The sequence below is a fragment of the Dactylosporangium sp. NPDC049525 genome, from assembly GCF_040676755.1.
Classification (GTDB): domain Bacteria; phylum Actinomycetota; class Actinomycetes; order Mycobacteriales; family Micromonosporaceae; genus Dactylosporangium.
Map to the genome: position 1 here is coordinate 16,735 of NZ_JBFAPO010000054.1, position 18,395 is coordinate 35,129.

Consider the following 18,395-nt stretch of genomic DNA (forward strand, 5'->3'; position numbering starts at 1 on the left):
GGCGAGGCGTCCGGCGTTGGCGGGCGACGGCACCGGTTCGTGGTGTGGGGCAGGTGGTGTGGCGAGGTTCTCGGCGTTGGCGGGTGGCGCTGGATTGCGTTGTAGGGCAGGTGGTGTGGCGAGGCGTCCGGCGTTGGCGGGCGACGGCACCGGTTCGTGGTGTGGGGCAGGTGGTGTGGCGAGGTTCTCGGCGTTGGCGGGTGGCGCTGGATCGCGTTGTGGGGCAGGGGATGCGGGGCGGCGTTGAGCTGGAAGTGGTGGCGAGGCGGGAAGGGCCGGGTCTCGTGGCGACGCCTCGGAGGTCGGCGGGAGGCGGGACGGGTTGAGGATCATCGCGGCCGTGGTGGCGGCCCGGGTGTAGTGCTCGATGAGGCGGCGGCGGGCGGCGACGCGCTCCGAGGCGGGCTCGTCGTCGTGGGCCAGGCCATACGCATAAGCACTCAGCAGGTCGTGCATGCCGAAGCGGCCGGGCCGCAGCTCGATGATGAGCTGGGCGCGGACGAGCTCGGCCAGCAGCGGGCGGACCCCGGCGACGGGCAGGTCGGCGAGGGCCGCGGCGGCGGGGATGCTCAGCTCGGGGCTCGGGTGGAGGCCGCCGAGGCGGAACAGGCGCTGGGCCGGCGGGGTGAGGCGCTGATACGACCACGAGAAGGCGGTCTCGACGTCGGCTTTCGGGTCGTCGGAGCGCAGCGCGTCGAGGCGGCTGTGGGCGCCGGACAGCTCGGCGGCGATCGCCGCGAGGCTGAAGTCGGGGTGCAGCGCGGCGCGGGCGGCGACCACCGACAGCGCGAGGGGCAGGCGGGCGCAGGCGGCGACGATGCTGTCGACCGCCTCGGGCTCGCGGTCGGTGCGGGCGGCGCCGATGCGGCCGGCGAGGAGGGTGCGGGCGTCGGCGGCGTCGAGCAGGTCAAGGGTCACGGGGTGCGCACCGTCGGCCGTGACCAGGGCCGGGAGGTCGACCCGGCTGGTGACCAGGGCGAGGCTGGCGCCGCTGCCGGGGAGCAGGGGGCGGACCTGCTCGGCGGTCGCGGCGTTGTCGAGCACGATCAGCATCTGCTTGTCGCGCAGCAGGCCGCGATACATGCCGGCGCGGGACTGCGGCTCGGCGGGCACCTGGGCGGGCGGGACGCCGAGCAGGCCGAGCGCGACGCCGAGTGCGTCCGCCGGGGCGACCGGGTCGCGGCTGCTGGGGCCGAAGCCGCGCAGGTCGAGGAACAGCTGGCCGTCGGGGAACAGCCCGGCGACCTGATGCGCCCAGTGCACGGCGAGGGCGGTCTTGCCGACGCCGGCGGTGCCGGACAGCACGATCGGGCGCCGCTCGGCGGTGAGCCGGTCGAGCAGGGCCAGCTGCCAGGTCCGGCCGGCGAACGTGGTCAGGTCGGCGGGCAGCTGCCGCGGCGCGACCCCGGACCAGTCGCGGGACCGCTGATCGGCGTGGTCGGGCGCCGCGGTGCGTTGCTCCTCGACCCGGTCGCGGGCCGAGGCCAGGGCGATCTGCTCCGCCGGGGTGGCGCCGAGCAGCCGCACGAGGTCGTCGAAGCGGTCCGTCGGCGGCAGGACCCGGCCGGCCAGGTATTCGCCGATGATCCCGTGTGACCAGCCGGTGAGGGCGGCGAGCTGCCGGTAGGTCAGCGGGGGACGGCCGGTGCGGCGCGACTGCCGGCGGCGCAGGTTGCGCAGGAGGTTCGCGAGCTCCGGCATGGTGCGCACCGTCGCGTGGCTGCCCTGCGTGTCGTCCACTGCTGCGATCCTCGCCTGCCGCTTGCCGCAAACCTGCCGCTCGTTCGCGAGACCCTGCCGCTCGTCCCGCGAGACCTACCGCTCGTCTCGCGGAACCTACCGCTCATCCTGCGAAACCAGCCGTTCGTCCCCCGCGACTGCCAGTATCGCCCGTCATTGCAACCTGCGGACCTCGCGAGGGAGGCTGCGCATCCACGCGCGCAGCAGCGGCGTGACGGTGCGAGTCAGCGGGCTCGCGGGCGCGTCGTCGATCGGCGACGCCGCGCTGAGCGACGCGTCCTCGCCGGCGAAGACGAACGGGTCGATCAGCGGCGTCGGGCGGTGCCGGTCGTGGGCGTCGCTGCGCTCCAGCGCGTCCTCGACCAGGGCGCGGAAGTCGGCCGGCGGCACGTCCTCGCGGACGGCGCGGATCGCCTCGTGCAGGTGGCGCCGGACACCGAGTTGCTGCTCGTGGGCGGGGGAGCCGACGCCGACGAGGAACGTCAGATAGGTGCGGATGAGCCGGCCGTCGGTGCGGTCCAGATAGCACTCGACGGATCGGGTCCAGCCGGCGCGGGCGACCGAGAAGCCGAACCCGACGGGGGTGCCGTCGGCGGCGACGAGGCGGTGGCAGCCGCCGGCGCGCTGCGGGCCGGCGAGCTCCGGCGACCAGACGGGGCGGTGCGCGCCGCCCGCGACCATCCGCTCGACGGCGGCGGCGGCCGCGGCGGCGACCCGGCCGCCCGCGACGCTGCCGAGGCCGAGCACGACCGCGGGGGCCATGGGCGTGCCCGCCCGCTCGAAGCTCGGGATCACGTCGGAGAGCAGGACCGCCTCGAGGGTGCCGCCGGCGGTGACGCGGGCCATCGGGTCGCCGATGGTGAGTGCGGCCATCGACACGAACGCCGCGCCGGCGAACTCCGCGTCGGTCGGGTCGTCGTCGGGGACGAGCGCCGCGGGGCCGCCGAGGATGCGTCGCAGGAGGGGGTCGACGTCACCGACGACAGCGGCGAACAGGCCCGGCGGGCCGGCCGCGGTCGAAGGAGCCCGCCGGTGCGGCGTGCGGCGGTGAACGGACTGCTGGCGATGTCTGCGTTTGTGGCTACGACCACGACTCCCCGGACCCATGCTTGCAGTCTGCACCTACCCCCCGACAAAAAATCGGCTCACGTGGCCCGGAACGCCCGCCGATATGCGTGCGGACCAGTACCGATGATGCGTTTGAACCTGTCCCGGAATGCGGTCGGCGAGCCGAACCCGACCTGAGCGGCGATGCGCTCCACGGGGTCGGTGGTCGCCTCCAGCAGGTGCTGCGCCCGCCGGATCCGCGCCCGGTGCAGCCATTGCAGCGGGGTGGTGCCGGTCTGGTCGCGGAAGCGCCGGTTGAGGGTGCGCACGCTCATGCCCGCCCGCGCGGCGAGCCGGTCCAAGGTGAGCTCGCGGCCCAGGTTGTCCTGCATCCAGCGCAGCAGCGGCTCGAGCTCGGCACCCTGCGGGGTCGGCGGCTGGTCGTGCGGGATGAACTGTGCCTGCCCGCCTTCCCGCTCCAGCGGCATCACCGACAGCCGGGCGGCGTCGGCGGCGACCGCGGAGCCGTAGTCCCGGCGGATCAGGTGCAGGCACAGGTCGAGGCCAGCGGCCGCGCCCGCCGACGTCAGGACCTGGCCGTTGTCGATGTACAGGACGTCGGGGTCCACCGTCACCGCCGGGAACGCGGCCGCCAGCTGCGCGGCGGCGGCCCAGTGCGTGGTTGCCCGGAGCCCGTCGAGCAGCCCGGTCGCGGCGAGGACGAACGCACCTGAACAGATCGAGGCGAGCAGGGTCCCCGCCGCGGCGGCCGACCGCAACGCGTCCAGCACGTCGGGCGGCACCGCCGCGGCGGGATCGGCGCAGCCCGGCACGATGACCGTCGCCGCTTCCTGCATAACCGATAAATCGGATAAGTCAGATAGCCGGAAGGTGCCCGCCGAAACGGAGCGCGACGGCGAGCACACGACAACCCGGTACGCCGGCCGCCCAGACGGCAGCACGGAACGCCCGAACACCTCAAGGGGCGTCGACAGATCGAACGGGATCACCCCGTCCAGCGCCAGCACCGCCACCGTCCGCATGGCCAGAACCTACCGCCGCCCCCCGAAACTGCCACCGCCCTGGCCGGAACCCGCGGCAGGCTGGCCGGAAACGATCGCGTCCAGCAGGGTCGCGAGGTCCTCCGGCCGGCTGAACATGGCCCAGTGCCCGGTGGGCAGCTCATGTACGCGGTAGTCCCGCCGATCCAGTCCGCTGAAGAAGGGGTGCCCCTCCTCGATCATCTGCTGCACGACCGCCGCCGAGAACGTCGTGCACACCAGGTCCGTCGGTGGCTGCCCGGCGCTGCCCAACTTCAATGGCGACAGGGCGCTGGCGACCGGGTGCGGGACCGTCCGCGCGCTGATCCAGCCGGTCATGCCGTCGAGACCGGCGAACTGCACCGGGTCGTCCGCCGGGTCGAACGACGGCGGCGGGATGAACGCGCCGTCCACAGTGGGCGGTCCACCCATGTCGGCCTGCGACATCCCGTCAGGCACCGGGCCACTGTCCACATAGATCACCCGGGCGACGCTGTCCGGCAGCCGGTCGGCCGCGCCCCGGACCGGAAGGCCGCCGTAGCTGTGCCCTACCAGTACCACATCCACCGCATCGTCCACGGCGGATGTCACCTGCTCGATGTGGGTGTCGAGGGTCGCGTCCGCGGTCAGGTCGAGGCTCAGCGCGGTCACGTCGTGGCCGGCCTCGCGCAGCCGCGTGGCGACCGCGTCCCAGGCCCAGCCGCCGAGCCACATGCCCGGCACCAGGATGAAGTTCGTCATGCCACGACCGTAGGGCCGAATCCGGGCCGATTCCGCCCTGATATACAGGACCAGTGGCACAGTCCACCGAAAAGGTCCTCGCGATGCTGGAGCTGCTGCAGGCGCAGCCCGGCCTGACCGGCCCTGAGCTGGCCAAACGCCTCGACGTCGACGGCCGCACCGTCCGGCGGTATGCCGGCACGCTCGCCGACCTGGGGGTGCCGGTCCAGGCGGAGCGTGGCAGATATGGCGGTTACCGGCTGCTACCCGGCTACAAGCTGCCCCCGCTGATGCTGACCGACGACGAGGCCGTCGCCGTCGTGTTCGGCCTGCTCGTGGCCGCCCGGCAAGGCGTGACGACGCCCCTTGCGCTGGCGAAGATCGAGCGGGTCCTGCCGGCGAAGCTGCGCGAACGGGTCCAGGCGGTGCGCGAGACGCTCGGCTTCACCGCACCCGCCCGCGAGTCGGCACCGCCGGCGACCGGCCACCTGCTCGCGCTGGGCGAGGCGGCCCGCTCCCACCGCCGCGTCCGGGTGACCTACCGCTCCTGGCGCGGTGACGACACCGAACGTGACTTCGACCCGTATGGCGTCGTCGTCCACAACGGACGGTGGTACACCGCCGGCCATGATCATCGCAGCGGCGAGATCCGCACGCTACGGCTGGACCGGATCGGCTCGATCACGAGCCTGGAGGTGTACTTCCAGGCACCCGACGGCTTCGATCCGATCGCCCACGTGGTTGCCGGGCTCGCCACGGTGCCCTACCGGCACGAGGTCGAGGTGCTGCTGCGCATCGGGCTCGCCGACGCCGCCCGCCGCATCCCGCCGGTCGTCGGTACCCTGACCGACCACCCTGACGGCGTCCTGTTCACCTGCCGCGCCGAACGGCTCGACGGGATGGCACAACTGCTCGCCGGCCTCGGCTGCGACTTCACCGTCCACCGCCCCGACGAACTGCGCGCCGAGGTCCTGGCGCTGGCCCGGCGCCTGGAACGGGCCGCAGCCGGGCGTCGCTCAGTCGTGGGCGAGGGTTGTGCTGAGGATCACCATGGCGACCAGTGAGCCGATCGTCAGCCAGATCAGCCGCCAGGTCCACTTGTGGGCCAGGTTGAGCGTCCAGCCGGCGCCCTGCCGCTTCGGCACGAAGAGCGCTGGATCGTCGGGGTTGACGTAGAAGTTGCCGCGCCACGCACGCGGGTCGGCGCTCATCCCGCGGGCGTTGCCGCCGTCGCGACGCTTCGGTGCGGGGACCGCGACGATCGCGAGGGCGAGGACGGCGACCATGAAGGTGATCGCGAGAAGCTCGGCCAAGGCTACGTGGTTCACCATTCGAGCGTGCCACCGCTTGTCACGGTTCGGAAGAGCAACGTGTCAGAAGGTATGACCGCTGCACGTCGTTGCCGGCGAGATCGGCCGCCCGGCGGAATGCCTCCCGCGCCTCCGGCTCGCGGCCGAGCCGCCGCAGCAGGTCACCCCGGACCACGTGAAAGACGTGGTAGCGGGCCAGGTCCAGCGCCTCGACCAGGTCCAGTGCGGCGGCCGGACCGGTCACCTCGGCGACGGCGACCGCCCGGTTGAGTGCCACGACCGGGGTCGGAGAAAGGTGCAGGAGCTGGTCGTACAGCGGCAGCACCTGCCGCCAGTCGGTGTCTGGTCCGTCGGTGTGGACGGCGTTGATCGCGGCCTGCAGCTGATAGGGGCCGGGGCGGTCACGGTCGAGGCACTGCCTGACGAGCAGGTGGCCTTCGGCGATGAGGCTGCCGTCCCACTGGCCGCGGTCCTGGTCGCGCAGCAGGACGAGCTCGCCGCCGGGGCCGGTGCGTGCGGGCCGGCGCGCCTCGGTGAGCAGCATCAACGCCAGCAGGCCGGTGACCTCGGGCTCGTCCGGCATCAGCTCGTGCAGCAGCCGGCCGAGCCGGATCGCCTCCGCGCACAGGTCGTCGCGGATCAGCCGGTGGCCGGAGCTGGCCGCATACCCCTCGTTGAAGATCAGGTAGATGACCGCGAGCACCGGGCGCAGCCGCGAGGGCAGTTGTTCGTCCGGCGGCACGCGGTACGGGATGCCGGCATCGCGGATCTTCTGCTTCGCCCTGACGATCCGTTGCGCGACGGTGGCCTCCGGCACCAGCAGCGCGTGTGCGATCTCGGCGGTGCCGAGGCCGCCGAGCAGCCGCAAGGTCAGCGGCACCTGCACGGCCGTCGACAGCGCCGGATGGCAGCAGGTGAAGATCAGCCGGAGACGGTCGGGCGGCTCCTCGCTGACGGTGTCCCGCAATAGTGCCGCCTCGCGGTGCCGGTCCTCGCGTTTGGCCTCCCGGCGCAGCCGGTCGACGGCGCGGTTCCGTGCGGTGGTGATGATCCAGCCGGCCGGGCTCGCCGGCGGGCCTTCCCGCGCCCAGTGCTGGACCGCGGCGGTGAACGCCTCCTGGACCGCCTCCTCGGCGAGGTCGATGTCGCCGAGCATCCTGACCAGGACGGCGACCGCGCGACCGTACTGCTCCCGGAAGGCCTGCTCGACCGGGTCCGTCGTCACCTGAACGGCCGCACCTCGATCGGCAGCCGCGTGGCGCGCATCGCCTTGCCGGCCCATTCGAGGGCCTCGTCGAGATCCTCGACGGCGATGACGCAGAAGCCGCCGAGGTGCTCCTTGCCCTCGATGAACGGCCCGTCGCTGAGCAGCACCCCGTCGTCCTTCGGCCGCAGCACGGTGGCGGCGGCGGGCGGGAACAGCCCACCGGAGAACACCCACACGCCGGCGTCGCGCAGCCCCTGGTTGAACGCGGCCACGTCCGCGTCGATGGCCGCCATCTCCTGCGGCGACGGCGGCTCACCCTCGCTGGGTTCGATCACGCTGAGCAGGTACTGCCTCATGGTCACCTTTCTACCGCAGCGCCCACGTATCCTTTTCTGCGGCATCTTCACGGAAGGGGTTTCACGTGAGCAGCGAAACGCTGGAGTTTCAGGCCGAGACGCGGCAGCTCCTGCACCTGATGGTCCACTCGATCTACTCGAACAAGGACATCTTCCTGCGGGAACTGATCTCCAATGCATCCGATGCTCTGGACAAGCTTCGGCTCGAGTCGATGATCGACAAGGATCTCGTCGCGGACACCGACGATCTGCACATCACCCTCGCGGTCGACGCCGAGGAGCGGACGCTGACCGTCCGGGACAACGGCATCGGGATGTCCCGCGACGACGTCATCCAGCTCATCGGCACGATCGCGAAGTCGGGCACGGCCGAGATGCTGCGCAAGATGCGCGAGTCGAAGGACGCCGCCGCGAAGCAGGAGCTGATCGGGCAGTTCGGCGTCGGGTTCTACTCGACGTTCATGGTCGCGGACAAGGTCACGCTGGTGACTCGGCGGGCCGGCGAGACCGGCGGCACCCGGTGGGAGTCCACCGGCGAGGGCACGTATGAGATCGAGGCGATCGAGGACGCGCCGCAGGGCACGTCCGTGACGCTGCATCTCAAGCCCGAGGACACCGACGACCAGCTGCACGACTACGCCGCGGACTGGAAGATCCGGGAGATCGTCAAACGCTATTCGGACTTCATCGCCTGGCCCATCCGCATGGAGGGCGCAGAGACGCCGCTGAATTCGATGAAAGCGCTGTGGGCCCGCCCCCGCAGCGAGGTCAGCGACGAGGAATATTTCGAGTTCTACAAGCACGTCTCGCACGACTGGACCGATCCGCTCGAGACGATCCACATGAAGGCCGAGGGCACCTTCGAATACGAGGCCCTGCTGTTCATCCCGTCGCGGGCGCCATTCGATCTGTTCAGCCGCGACGGCAAGCGTGGCGTGCAGCTCTACGTGAAGCGCGTCTTCATCATGGAGGACTGCGAGGCACTGACCCCGCAGTACCTGCGGTTCGTGAAGGGCGTCGTCGACGCGCACGACCTGTCGCTCAACATCTCCCGCGAGATCCTGCAGCAGGACCGGCAGATCCAGGCCGTGCGCCGCCGCCTGGTGAAGAAGGTCCTGTCGACCCTCACCGACCTGCGGGAAAAGGACGCCGCGCGGTACGGCACGTTCTGGGGCGAGTTCGGCCGCGCGCTCAAGGAGGGCCTCCTCGACGACGCCGACAACCGCGACACCCTGCTCGACCTGCTCCTCCTGCCGTCCACGGCGTCCAGCGAGCTGACCACGCTGCGCGACTACGTGTCGCGGATGAAGGAGGACCAGAAGGACATCTACTTCATGACCGGCGAGTCGCGCGCGATGGTCGAGCACTCACCGCACATGGAGGCGTTCCTCGCCAAGGGCTATGAGGTACTGATCCTCATCGACCCCGTCGATGAGGTGTGGGTCGAGCGGGTCAACGAGTTCGACGGCAAGCCGCTGCAGTCGATCGCCAAGGGTCAGGTCGACCTCGGCGCCTCGGAGACGCCCGCCGAGCAGCAGGAGGAGTTCGCCCCGCTGCTGACCTGGCTCGGCGAGAAGCTCACCGACGACGTCAAGGAGGTCCGGCTCTCCTCACGGCTCACCACGTCGGCGGCGTGCATCGTCGGCGACGCGCACGACATCACGCCGACGCTGGAGAAGATGTACCGGGCGATGGGGCAGGAGATGCCACACACCAAGCGGATCCTCGAGCTGAACCCGACGCATCCCCTGGTCACGGGCCTGCGTTCGGCGTTCTCGGAGAAGAGCGACGACGCCGGCCTCGTCGAGACCGCCGAACTGCTCTACGGGGTGGCGCTGCTCGCCGAGGGCGGGGAGCTCACGGACCCGGCCCGCTTCACCCGTCTCGTCGCGGACCGTCTGGCGCGGACGCTATGACGACAGTCGACCTGCTCAAGGCCGCCGAGCGGCGGGTGCAGGCCGCGCAGCTGGCCGGCGACGTGGCGGTGCTCGACGAGATGATCGACGACCGTCTCGTGTTCACCGGCCCCGACGGGCTGCTGTACGGCAAGGAGGACGACCTCCTCCTGCACCGCTCGGGCGCCCAGAAGATGACCGCCGTGCAGGAGGAGGACCTGCGCTGCCTGGTCGATGGGCGGACCGGGGTGACCTGGTTCGTCGGGCGGCTCGCCGGCACCTTCAAGGGCCAGGACTTCGAGGCGCGGATGCGGTACACCCGCACCTGGGTCTTCAGCGACCCGGCCGGATGGAGGCTGGTCGCCGCGCACGCCAGCATGATCTGACATGCGGACCGTGACCCTGGTGCTCGTCTCGACCGGCGGTGCCGTGCTCGGCGCGTTGCCGCCGTTCGAGGTCGAGGTGCCGTGGTGGTCGGAGGTCGCCTCGGTGGTCTCCGCCGCCCGGTCGCGCTTCGGCGTGCGGGTCACGATCCTGCGGCTGCTCTCGGCGTCGTTGCCCGAGCAGCCCGGTGGTGCGGTGACCTACCTGGCCGAGGTCTCCGCGCCGCCCTCCGGCGTGACGCCCGTCGATCTCGCGCTGGCGCCGCATCCGCTGCGGGCGCCGTACGCCGAGGTCGGCGGGCCGGCCCGGTCGCTGCGGTGGGCCGGCTCGTTCGACGACGCCGTGCAGGTCAAGACGTGGAACCTCTCCTCGCTGTGGCGGCTGGAGACCGGCGACGGCACCGTGTGGCTGAAGGAGCTGCCCGCGTTCCTGCGCGGCGAGACGGCGGTCCTGCGCTGGATCAACGCGGTGGCGCCCGGGGCCGCGCCGACGGTGCTCGCCGCCGACGGTGAGGGCCGGCAGCTCCTGTCGCACCTGCCCGGCGAGGACCGCTTCGGCGCGCCCGAGGCCGACCGGCTGCCGATGGTCGACCTGCTGCATGGGGTGCAGTTGCGGTTCCTTGCCGACCAGCCTGATCTCGCCGTGCAGGACCGGCGCGGCCGGCTGCTCCTTGCGCAGATCACCGCGGTGGCCGCCCCTTGGCTGGCGCGGGTCGACCGGCTCGACCAGGTCCTGGCCGAGCTGCCCGGACGGTTGTCGGCGGTGGCCGCGTGCGGCGTGCCGGAGACGCTGGTCCATGGTGACTTCCACCCCGGCAACGTGCGTTCTGCGGATGGTGTACCCCCAGCGGTGCTGGACTGGGGCGACGCCTATCTCGGCCATCCCGGGTTCGACATCCTCCGGCTGTGTATCGGGCTGTCCTCGCCGGCGGCGCTGCTGGACCGGTGGGCCTCGCTGTGGCAGGCCGCCGTGCCCGGCTGTGATCCGTTACGCGCCGTGACGCTGCTGCGCCCGGTCGCGCCGCTGCTCGGGGCCGTCGTATACGGGGCGTTCCTCGACAATATCGAGCCCAGTGAATGGCCGTACCACGCCGAGGACGTCCCGAACTGCCTGAATGCCGCCGTCGAAAATTTTGTCGTACCGATGCTGTAGAACTACCGGCGTCAAGGATCGTCCGACGCTGGAGGTCGATGGCTGTGGACGTTGAGCGGCGCTCGGTAGCGCCCATCATCCCGCCGGTGAAGCCCCGCAAGTTGGCCAAGGTGCCGTTCGTCGAGCTGGCCGACGGGCGGTTGCAGGGAGTCGTGTCGAGCGGCTCTGACGTGGAGCGGGTCTATGTCTCCTCGATCGGGGCGGGCAGCCACGGGCTGAGCTGCAGCACCAACAACAACCGGCCCTGCGGCGGGCTGCGCGGGTCCTATCCGTGCAAGCACCTGCAGGCGCTGATCGACGAGGCGGTGCTGCAGTATGGCGCCGACCGGGTCGCCCGCTACCTGCGCATCGACGTCGAGGAGGGCACGAGCCTCACCGCTGGGCTGCGCGCGCACCATGAGCCGTCCCCGGCGGCGACCGTGTTCAGCAGCTTCCTGCGCCACCTGGCCTATCTGGAGCTGCCCGACACCACGCTGCCGGTGCCCGAGCTGCACTGGTTCCCGTCCGTCGGGGCGGCGCGCTGATGCTTCCCACCCAGCTCAGCGCGCTGACCGCCGATCCGGCCGCGGGCGTGCCCGAGGCGCTGGACCTGATCTCCTCCTTCGACCAGAGTCTCGTCGACGGCCTGGCCCGCGTCTCGCCGTCGGCGTTCGGCGGCATCGCCGATGCCTTCGCCGGCAGCCCGCTGCGGGACCGGGTCGCCGAGGCCGTCGACAAGATCGCCGCGGGGTCGATCGCCGACGAGCACCTGTTCGTCCTGGCCGGCGCCCGATCGGCGCTGTTCGGCGCCGTCCACGACGCGCTGCTCGGCCAGGCGGACGCGGCGCTCGGCCGCACCAGGCTTGCGTGGCCCGGCAGCGCGGGCGACGCGGCGACCGCGGGCAACCTGCTCGCCGGGAGCCGGTCGTGGCTGCGGGAGCTGGCCATCACCGGCTGGCGTGGCGTCGACCACGACCTCGTCACCGCCGCGGGGCAGGTCATCGAGGCAACGCTGGCCGAGCCGCGGCTGCGGCGTCTCGCGACGCTGCTCGACGGGCTCGCCGCCGAGCTGCGCGCCTGCAGCCCGATCGCGACGATGGACCGGCTGCCGGTGCGCCGCTGGGGCGACCTGTGGAGCAGGGCGATGCTGCTCGCCCAGGACGGCGGCCGGGCCACCCTGTCCGAGCCGGTGACCGGGCGGCTGCTGGTGCTCGGCGCGGATGTCCACGAGCACGCCACCGCCGTGCAGGTCCAGGTGCACGGCGTCCTGGAGACGCCGGGCGCCGCACCGCGGCTGGTGCGCACCAGCGTCGCCGCGCCGAAGGTCGACACCATCGTCGGTCCCGCCGTGTGGCGGCTGTTCGCGGCGCATCCGGTGCTGCTCGGCGCGCTCGCGGAGCGACTGACGCTCGACGTCACCGACATGCCGCTGCTCGACAGCGGCGACCTCGTCTGGAGCGACGCGCGGGCCAAGGCCGGATCTCAGGCGGACCCGTTCGCCACCGCCCGGGTGCTGCTTGCGGGCGCGGACGCACCGGCGGTGCCGCCGCTGGAGCGCCACCCGGCCCGCATCAGCGAGCCGGTGTTCGTCGAGGGCCAGACGACCGCGGACGGGGCGTTCACGCTCGGGGACCAGACGATTGCCGTCGACATGAGCCGGCTGCCGTCGTGCGGGCCGTTGACCCCGCAGCTCGTCGCCGCCGCACAGGCCTGCATCGGGCTGCTGCGCTGGGACGACGGCGGGTGGTCGGTGCAGCCGATCGCGGTGCTCACCATGATCAAGCGTCAGCCGGTCGCGGTGCACACCACCGACTGGGCGCTCGGGCCCACCGACCCGAAGGTGGTCAAGGCGGCCGCGGCGGCCGGCGACGCGGTCGCGGTGCTGCGCGAGCGGGCCGGAAGGTTGCTGCGCAAATGAGCGGCCCGGAGCATGGCGGAGATGGCCGCGTGAGCGATGAGAACCGGCGCCAGGTGCTCTACTGGCGGATGCTGGCCCGCGTCTTCGATGCCGATGAGCAGCACGCCCTCGAGGCAGCGAGCGTCGCCATCGTCGAGGACATCGGGCTGCCCGCGGCGCTGCTCGACCCGGGCGTCTCCGTGGACAACCTGGTGCAGCGCCACCCCGAGCTGGCCGGCGCCTTCGACGGGCTGATGGCACCCTCCGACGACGTCCCCCAGGGCGATGAGGTCCGGCGGGCCGCGCTCGTGTCGAAGCTGCTCATCAACGTGTTCGCCACCGGCAGTGGCAACGTGACCGCCACCCAGCTGTCCAACTGGCAGGCCGACGCCGGCTGGTTCGAGCGGGCCCTCGGCGTGGACCCGGGCGAGCTGCGCGGCCGGCCCAATGCCGGCGGGCTCGCCGGGGTGCTCGGCGGGCTCGAAGGCGACCTGGTCAAGCGGATGCACCTGCGGGAGGTCCTCGCCAACCCGGCGCTCGCCAAGCAGCTGACCCCGAGCATGTCGCTCATCGAGCAGCTGCTGCGCGACAAGGCCAACCTGTCCGGCATCGCCCTCGCCAACGCGAAGGCGCTGATCCGCAGGTTCGTCGACGAGGTCGCCGAGGTGCTGCGCACACAGGTGCAGCAGAGCAGCGCCGGCGTCATCGACCGGTCGGTGCCGCCGAAACGGGTCTACCGCAACCTCGACCTCGAGCGCACCATCTGGAAGAACCTGACCAACTGGAGCCCGGACGACGAGCGGCTCTATGTCGACCGGCTCTTCTACAAGCAGACCGCGAAGCGCACCACGCCGGCCCGGCTCATCGTGGTCGTCGACCAGTCCGGCTCAATGGTCAACTCGATGGTCAACTGCACCATTCTCGCCTCGATCTTCGCCGGGTTGCCGAAGGTCGACGTGCACCTCATCGCCTATGACACGCGGGCGGTGGACCTGACCCCATGGGTGCACGACCCGTTCGAGGTGCTGCTGCGCACCCAGCTGGGCGGCGGCAACGACGGCCCGGTCGCGATGGCGATGGCCCGTCCGAAGATCTCCGACCCGCGCAACACGGTCATGGTCTGGATCTCCGACTTCTACGAGTTCGACCGCTCGCAGCCGCTGCTGGAAGGCATCCAGGCAGTGCATCGCTCAGGCGTCAGGTTCATTCCGATCGGCTCGGTCAGCAGCGGCGGCCAGCAGAGCGTCAACCCGTGGTTCCGCCAGCGCTTCAAAGACATGGGCACCCCCGTGATCTCCGGTCACATCCGCAAGCTCATCACCGAACTCAAGAACTTCCTCGCATAGGAGACCGACATGACCGACGACATGCTGCGCGCCCCCGCCGAGGTCAAGTATGCCGACGAGCTCGACTGGCTCGAGTCGATCGACGACGGGCCGAAGCCGTTCTCGTGGCGGCTCAGCCCCAAGATGGTCCGCCTGTTCGTGCTCGGCACAGAAGGACGTTCTTTGGGCGACGCCGGCGGCCTCGACCGCGAGGTGTCGCAGAAGTGGTTCGGCGACCGCAGTTTCGTCGAGCGCAGCATCGTGACGCTCGCCTCCGACCGCGGCCTGCTGCTCATCGGTGACCCCGGCACCGGCAAGAGCTGGCTCGCCGAGCTGCTGTCCGCGGCCATCTCCCGCAACTCGACGCTCGTCGTGCAGGGCACCGCCGGCACCACCGAGGACCACATCAAGTATTCGTGGAACGTCTCGATGGTCATCGCGAAGGGCCAGTCCCGGTCCTCGATGATCCCGTCGCCGATCATGACGGCGATGGAGCGCGGCGTGATCGGCAGGTTCGAGGAGCTGACCCGCTCCACCAGCGACGTCCAGGACGCACTCATCTCGATCCTGTCCGAGAAGTACGTGTCGATCCCCGAGCTCGACGAGGACAACATCGTCTTCGCGCAGCCGGGCTTCTCGATCATCGCGACCGCCAACAGCCGCGACCGCGGGGTCAACGACCTGTCCTCGGCGCTCAAGCGGCGGTTCAACTTCGTGCGCATCCCCGTGGTGACCAACAAGCGCAGCGAGGCCGAGATCGTCCGGTTCCGCACGTCGGAGCTGCTGCGCCGGCACCGCATCGAGCTCGACGTGCCGCCCAACCTGCTCGACATCCTGCTGCAGAGCTTCGCCGACCTGCGCACCGCGGCCGCGTCGGCGACCAGCGACGACGAGAAGCTCGAGTCGGCGCTGTCGACCGCCGAGCAGATCGGCGTGCTGGAGGACGCGATCCTGCACAGCACCTTCTTCGGCGACCGCACCCTGCGCGCGCAGACCCTCGCCGGTTCGCTGGTCGGGTCCCTCGCCCGGCGCAGCCCAGAGGACCTGGCGATCCTCAACAAGTACTGGCACGGCGTCGTCGAGCCGCGCAGCAAGCAGGACGGCGGGGACTGGTCGGCCTTCCTCGAAGGCGGCCGCGAGGCGATCGCCACCCTGTCATGAGTGAGCCTTTCGGGGCGCTGCGGCAACAGCTCGTCGAGGCGGCGACCGCGTTCGCCGGCTCGCCGGGCGCCGTGCCCGACATCCTCGCCGGGATCGTCGACGACGTCGACCGAGCGCTGCGCGAGGAGCTGGAGATCTTCCCGGTCTGCCACCATTCGCCGGCGTCGGCCCTCGCCATGGTCCGCAGGCTGCGGGAGAAGCAGCCGAAGGTGATCTACCTGGAGCTGTGCGAGGACCTCGCGCCGCTGCTGACGGAGCTGCGCAACTGCCGGCTGCCGGTGGCGCTGCAGGCGTTCGCCTCCGAGCTGGACAGGTTCCCGAAGGACTGGGGCCCGCTCAGCGTCATCGCGCCCATCACCGAGGCGTCGGCCGAATACCAGGCCATCGCCTACGCGCTGGACACCCCGGGCGTCGAGCTGGTGCTGGTCGACCGCTCCACCGACCACGTCTTCCAGTGGCAGCCCCGCACGTCCGAGGCTTCCGACGAGGCCGCGCCGGGCGACGCCGACGCGTCGGACGAGGACGATGCCGGTGACCTGCACGGCGACGCGGTCGGCATCGAGATCGGCGACCTGCGGCCGCGCTTCGCCGAGCTGGAGACCCACCTGCTGCACCACGGCAAGGTGCGGCACTGGTCGGAATGGTGGGACCAGTATGTCGAGCAGCCGCTCGTCGAGGCCGACTACGCCACCTACCGGCAGGTCATGGTGCTCATCGGCAGCCTCTTCCGGCGGCTGGCGCCCAGCGGCGCCGAGCGGGTCACCGTCGACGAGGACCGCGAGCGCTACATGTGGACGCGCATGCGGGAGCACCTCGCCACGTCCGGCGTCGACCGGGCCGACTGCCTGTATGTGTGCGGGGCCTTCCACGCCGCCAGCCGGGTCGAGCAGTTCGGCACCGGGCCCGACGCGGCACCGTTCGAGATCACCCCGCGCACCGCGACGAAGTGGCTCTATGGGCTGATCCCCTCCAGCCACTCCGCGATCGAAGGCCAGTTCGGGCTCGCCTCGGGCTCCGTGTCGATCGCGGCGGCGACCTGGGCCAAGGCCGTCAGCCGCTCGAAGCTCGCCACGTTCCAGCTCGAAGGCCAGCGGGGGAGCCGGAAACGCGCGGCCCGCCCGGCCGTCGCGGCGGTCGAGGCCGGTCCCGTCGCCGACCAGCTGACCCAGTTCCTGGCCAGCCCGCCGGACCTGCACGGGTTCGACGAGGAGGAGCTGCTCGGCTGGTGCGTCGACATCGTCCGGCTGGCCCGCCGCAACGGCTATCTGGCCAGCACCGCGGACGCGATCGCCGTCTTCGAGACGTCGATCCTGCTCGCCGGCATGCGCAACCGGGCCCGGCCCACGCCGTATGACTTCCAGGACGCGGCGGTCACCTGCATCGAGAAGGACGTGATCCCCGGCCGGCGCGACGTGCGGCGGCTCTGCGAGATCCTGCTCGGCGGCGACCGCGTCGGCCAGGTCGGCTACGACGCCCTGCCGCCCCTCGCCCGCGACGTCTACGACCGGCTCACCCCGATCGGCCTCGACCTGCGCAAGAGCACCGTCCAGCGGGCGCTGCTCGACCTCAACGGCCACCCGGAGCTGATCCCGTGCTCGCACCTGCTGTGGATGCTGCGTTACCTGCTGCCCGACGGGGCCGTCCGCCCGATCATGGGCTCGCGCCGGCTCGGTGAGCGCTCCATTCAGGAGAGCTGGGACCTCGCCATCGGCAGGCACCAGCGGTACATCATCGAGCTGGGCTACGAAGGCGTCACCGTCGAACAGGTCGTCGAGCGGCGGCTCCGCCGGTCCGTGTATGCGCCCGACGCGACCGCGGCGGTGGCCCTGCGCGCCGTCGAGGACTCGATCCTGTTCCTCGGCAGCCGCCGGTTCACCGACGAGCTCGGTGCGCGGGCCGTCGAGCTGCTCGCCGCCGAGCGCACCGTCGACGACGCCCCCGACGTCCTGCGACGCATCCGGCGGCTCCTCGCGCACTACCGGGCCACCGAGCCGGAGCTGCCCGCGTGGTGCGCGTCGTTCGTCACCGCCGGCTACGCGCACTACTGCACCCTGCTCCCGACCGCCTTCGTCGACGACGAGACCGGTGTACGGCAGGTCGGCGCGATGCTCGGCTTCCTCTTCACCATGGAGGGCCTTGCGCTGTCCCTCGGCTGCGACCGGGCCCAGCTCGAGATCGCCGTCCGGCAGTCGCACCCCGAGTCGCCGGCGAAGGTCGCGCTGCTCTGGGCCGCACACCACCAGCTCGGCCTGTTGCCCCTCGCAGACCTGCGGGCCCGGTGCGCCGACCTGCTCCGCAACCCGCTGGTGGTGCCGACGTTCCCGCAGTATCTGAGCGGCTTCGTCCAGGCGTTGGAGCCGGTGCCGAAGCTGGCCGCGTTCGTGGTCGAGGTGATGTCGGACGCCTTCGCCCACCTGCCCGACCCCGTCCTGCTGCCCTGGCTCCCGACGCTCATCACCACGCTGCGCGACCAGGCGGCGGAGCTGGTGCCGGTCCTGATCCGCGAGGCGGGGCGCACGTTCCCCGCCACGCTGCCGGCCGTCGACGCCTGGGTCCCGCCGTGGACCCCCGCCGCCGGTGGTGCCGGGGCAGCCGGCTCGGGCGCCGGATCTGCCGGCGGGCCTGCCGCGGGGTCTGCCGGCAGATTTGCCGGCGGGTTTGCTGGCGGGGGCGGTGAGGCCGGGTTCGGCGCCGCGGGCGGGTCAGGTGGCGACGGGTTCGGTCCGGGGTCGGCCCGCTGGGATGCGGCGGTGCCGGTCCTGCGCCTGCTGGCGGAGCATCCCTCCGCCTGCGACGGCGTCGCCGAGCTGCTCGGGTTTCCGGGTGACGGTGGGGGAGAGCCCGGGTGGCTCGGGCTCGACCTGCTGCATGCGCCTGCCGTGCCCGGGCGGGCCGCGGTTCAGGCGTTGCTCGCCTCGCATCCGGGCACGGCGGAGGCGCTGGAGGCGCTCCTGGTCGCCGGATAGGTGGTGCGGAGGCGGGCGTCGTCCGGGTGCGAGGTTTCCGCGGGGATGCATTGCTCCGCGGGACCTCGGACCTCGGACCCCGGGACCAGTCGGCCGCGGCGGCTTGATCGAAGCCGTCTGGTGGTCGTCCGGGGGCAGTTGGCTTGGGCGCCTCGCCCTGGACGGCGGGTCCAGGCGGCTGGCTCGGGGGCGGCTCGTCTTGGACGGCTGGTCCAG

The 18,395-nt window shown here is 71.8% G+C and carries 16 protein-coding genes; 9 read left to right on the plus strand and 7 right to left on the minus strand.

Going from position 1 to position 18,395, the window contains the following annotated elements; translation table 11 throughout:
• The 4 genes from AB0K00_RS45090 to AB0K00_RS45105 all read right to left on the minus strand — a co-directional run.
• Window positions 1–1,740: helix-turn-helix domain-containing protein (locus AB0K00_RS45090; RefSeq protein WP_363535005.1), on the minus strand; the 1,740-nt coding region annotated here is incomplete at its 3' end.
• A 153-nt stretch (window positions 1,741–1,893) separates the two neighbouring features.
• The gene (locus AB0K00_RS45095) at window positions 1,894–2,847 is read right to left on the minus strand and encodes a hypothetical protein (RefSeq protein WP_363535007.1); all 954 of its coding nucleotides are present in this window, start codon (window positions 2,845–2,847) and stop codon (window positions 1,894–1,896) included.
• A 38-nt stretch (window positions 2,848–2,885) separates the two neighbouring features.
• Window positions 2,886–3,830: a helix-turn-helix domain-containing protein gene (locus AB0K00_RS45100; RefSeq protein ID WP_363535010.1), complete on the minus strand. Its 945-nt coding sequence runs from the start codon at window positions 3,828–3,830 to the stop codon at window positions 2,886–2,888.
• Between the two features lie 9 nt (window positions 3,831–3,839).
• Window positions 3,840–4,568, minus strand: a complete 729-nt coding sequence (locus AB0K00_RS45105) for an alpha/beta fold hydrolase (RefSeq protein ID WP_363535013.1) — start codon at window positions 4,566–4,568, stop codon at window positions 3,840–3,842.
• Between the two features lie 83 nt (window positions 4,569–4,651).
• Between AB0K00_RS45105 and AB0K00_RS45110 the strand changes: the two genes are divergently transcribed.
• On the plus strand, window positions 4,652–5,611 hold the full coding sequence (locus AB0K00_RS45110; RefSeq protein ID WP_363535158.1) for a YafY family protein: 960 nt from the start codon (window positions 4,652–4,654) through the stop codon (window positions 5,609–5,611).
• On the opposite strand, the gene AB0K00_RS45115 is transcribed toward AB0K00_RS45110, so the two are convergent.
• From AB0K00_RS45115 to AB0K00_RS45125, 3 genes are read right to left on the minus strand one after another with little or no spacing between them, the layout of a single operon-like run.
• Window positions 5,564–5,860, minus strand: coding sequence for a DUF5808 domain-containing protein (locus AB0K00_RS45115; protein ID WP_363535016.1), 297 nt, complete (start codon window positions 5,858–5,860; stop codon window positions 5,564–5,566). The genes AB0K00_RS45110 and AB0K00_RS45115 overlap by 48 nt on opposite strands.
• Window positions 5,861–5,897: 37 nt before the next feature.
• Window positions 5,898–7,082 (minus strand): RNA polymerase sigma factor, encoded by a 1,185-nt coding sequence (locus AB0K00_RS45120; RefSeq protein ID WP_363535019.1) that lies wholly within the window; start codon window positions 7,080–7,082, stop codon window positions 5,898–5,900.
• Window positions 7,079–7,420 (minus strand): YciI family protein, encoded by a 342-nt coding sequence (locus tag AB0K00_RS45125; RefSeq protein WP_363535022.1) that lies wholly within the window; start codon window positions 7,418–7,420, stop codon window positions 7,079–7,081. The genes AB0K00_RS45120 and AB0K00_RS45125 overlap by 4 nt, the downstream gene beginning before the upstream one ends.
• Window positions 7,421–7,485: 65 nt before the next feature.
• On the opposite strand from AB0K00_RS45125, the gene htpG reads away from it, so the two are divergent.
• Genes htpG through AB0K00_RS45165 form a run of 8 tightly spaced genes read left to right on the plus strand, consistent with a single transcriptional unit; the run spans window position 7,486 to window position 18,179 of the window.
• On the plus strand, window positions 7,486–9,336 hold the full coding sequence (htpG, locus tag AB0K00_RS45130) for a molecular chaperone HtpG (RefSeq protein WP_363535025.1): 1,851 nt from the start codon (window positions 7,486–7,488) through the stop codon (window positions 9,334–9,336).
• Window positions 9,333–9,701 (plus strand): nuclear transport factor 2 family protein, encoded by a 369-nt coding sequence (locus AB0K00_RS45135; protein ID WP_363535028.1) that lies wholly within the window; start codon window positions 9,333–9,335, stop codon window positions 9,699–9,701. Before htpG ends, AB0K00_RS45135 begins: the two co-directional genes overlap by 4 nt.
• A 1-nt stretch (window position 9,702) precedes the next feature.
• The gene (locus AB0K00_RS45140) at window positions 9,703–10,851 is read left to right on the plus strand and encodes an aminoglycoside phosphotransferase family protein (protein ID WP_363535031.1); all 1,149 of its coding nucleotides are present in this window, start codon (window positions 9,703–9,705) and stop codon (window positions 10,849–10,851) included.
• A gap of 38 nt (window positions 10,852–10,889) precedes the next feature.
• Window positions 10,890–11,375 carry a hypothetical protein gene (locus tag AB0K00_RS45145; RefSeq protein WP_363535034.1) on the plus strand — a complete coding sequence of 162 codons (486 nt, stop codon included), beginning with the start codon at window positions 10,890–10,892 and terminating at the stop codon, window positions 11,373–11,375.
• Window positions 11,375–12,748: a hypothetical protein gene (locus AB0K00_RS45150; protein WP_363535037.1), complete on the plus strand. Its 1,374-nt coding sequence runs from the start codon at window positions 11,375–11,377 to the stop codon at window positions 12,746–12,748. Before AB0K00_RS45145 ends, AB0K00_RS45150 begins: the two co-directional genes overlap by 1 nt.
• On the plus strand, window positions 12,745–14,073 hold the full coding sequence (locus tag AB0K00_RS45155; protein WP_363535040.1) for a VWA domain-containing protein: 1,329 nt from the start codon (window positions 12,745–12,747) through the stop codon (window positions 14,071–14,073). The genes AB0K00_RS45150 and AB0K00_RS45155 overlap by 4 nt, the downstream gene beginning before the upstream one ends.
• A 9-nt stretch (window positions 14,074–14,082) precedes the next feature.
• Window positions 14,083–15,213, plus strand: a complete 1,131-nt coding sequence (locus AB0K00_RS45160) for an AAA family ATPase (protein WP_363535043.1) — start codon at window positions 14,083–14,085, stop codon at window positions 15,211–15,213.
• A complete protein-coding gene (locus tag AB0K00_RS45165) occupies window positions 15,210–18,179 on the plus strand; it encodes a DUF5682 family protein (RefSeq protein ID WP_363535046.1) in 2,970 nt (989 codons plus the stop codon). Before AB0K00_RS45160 ends, AB0K00_RS45165 begins: the two co-directional genes overlap by 4 nt.
• The last annotated feature ends 216 nt before the right edge of the window (window positions 18,180–18,395 follow it).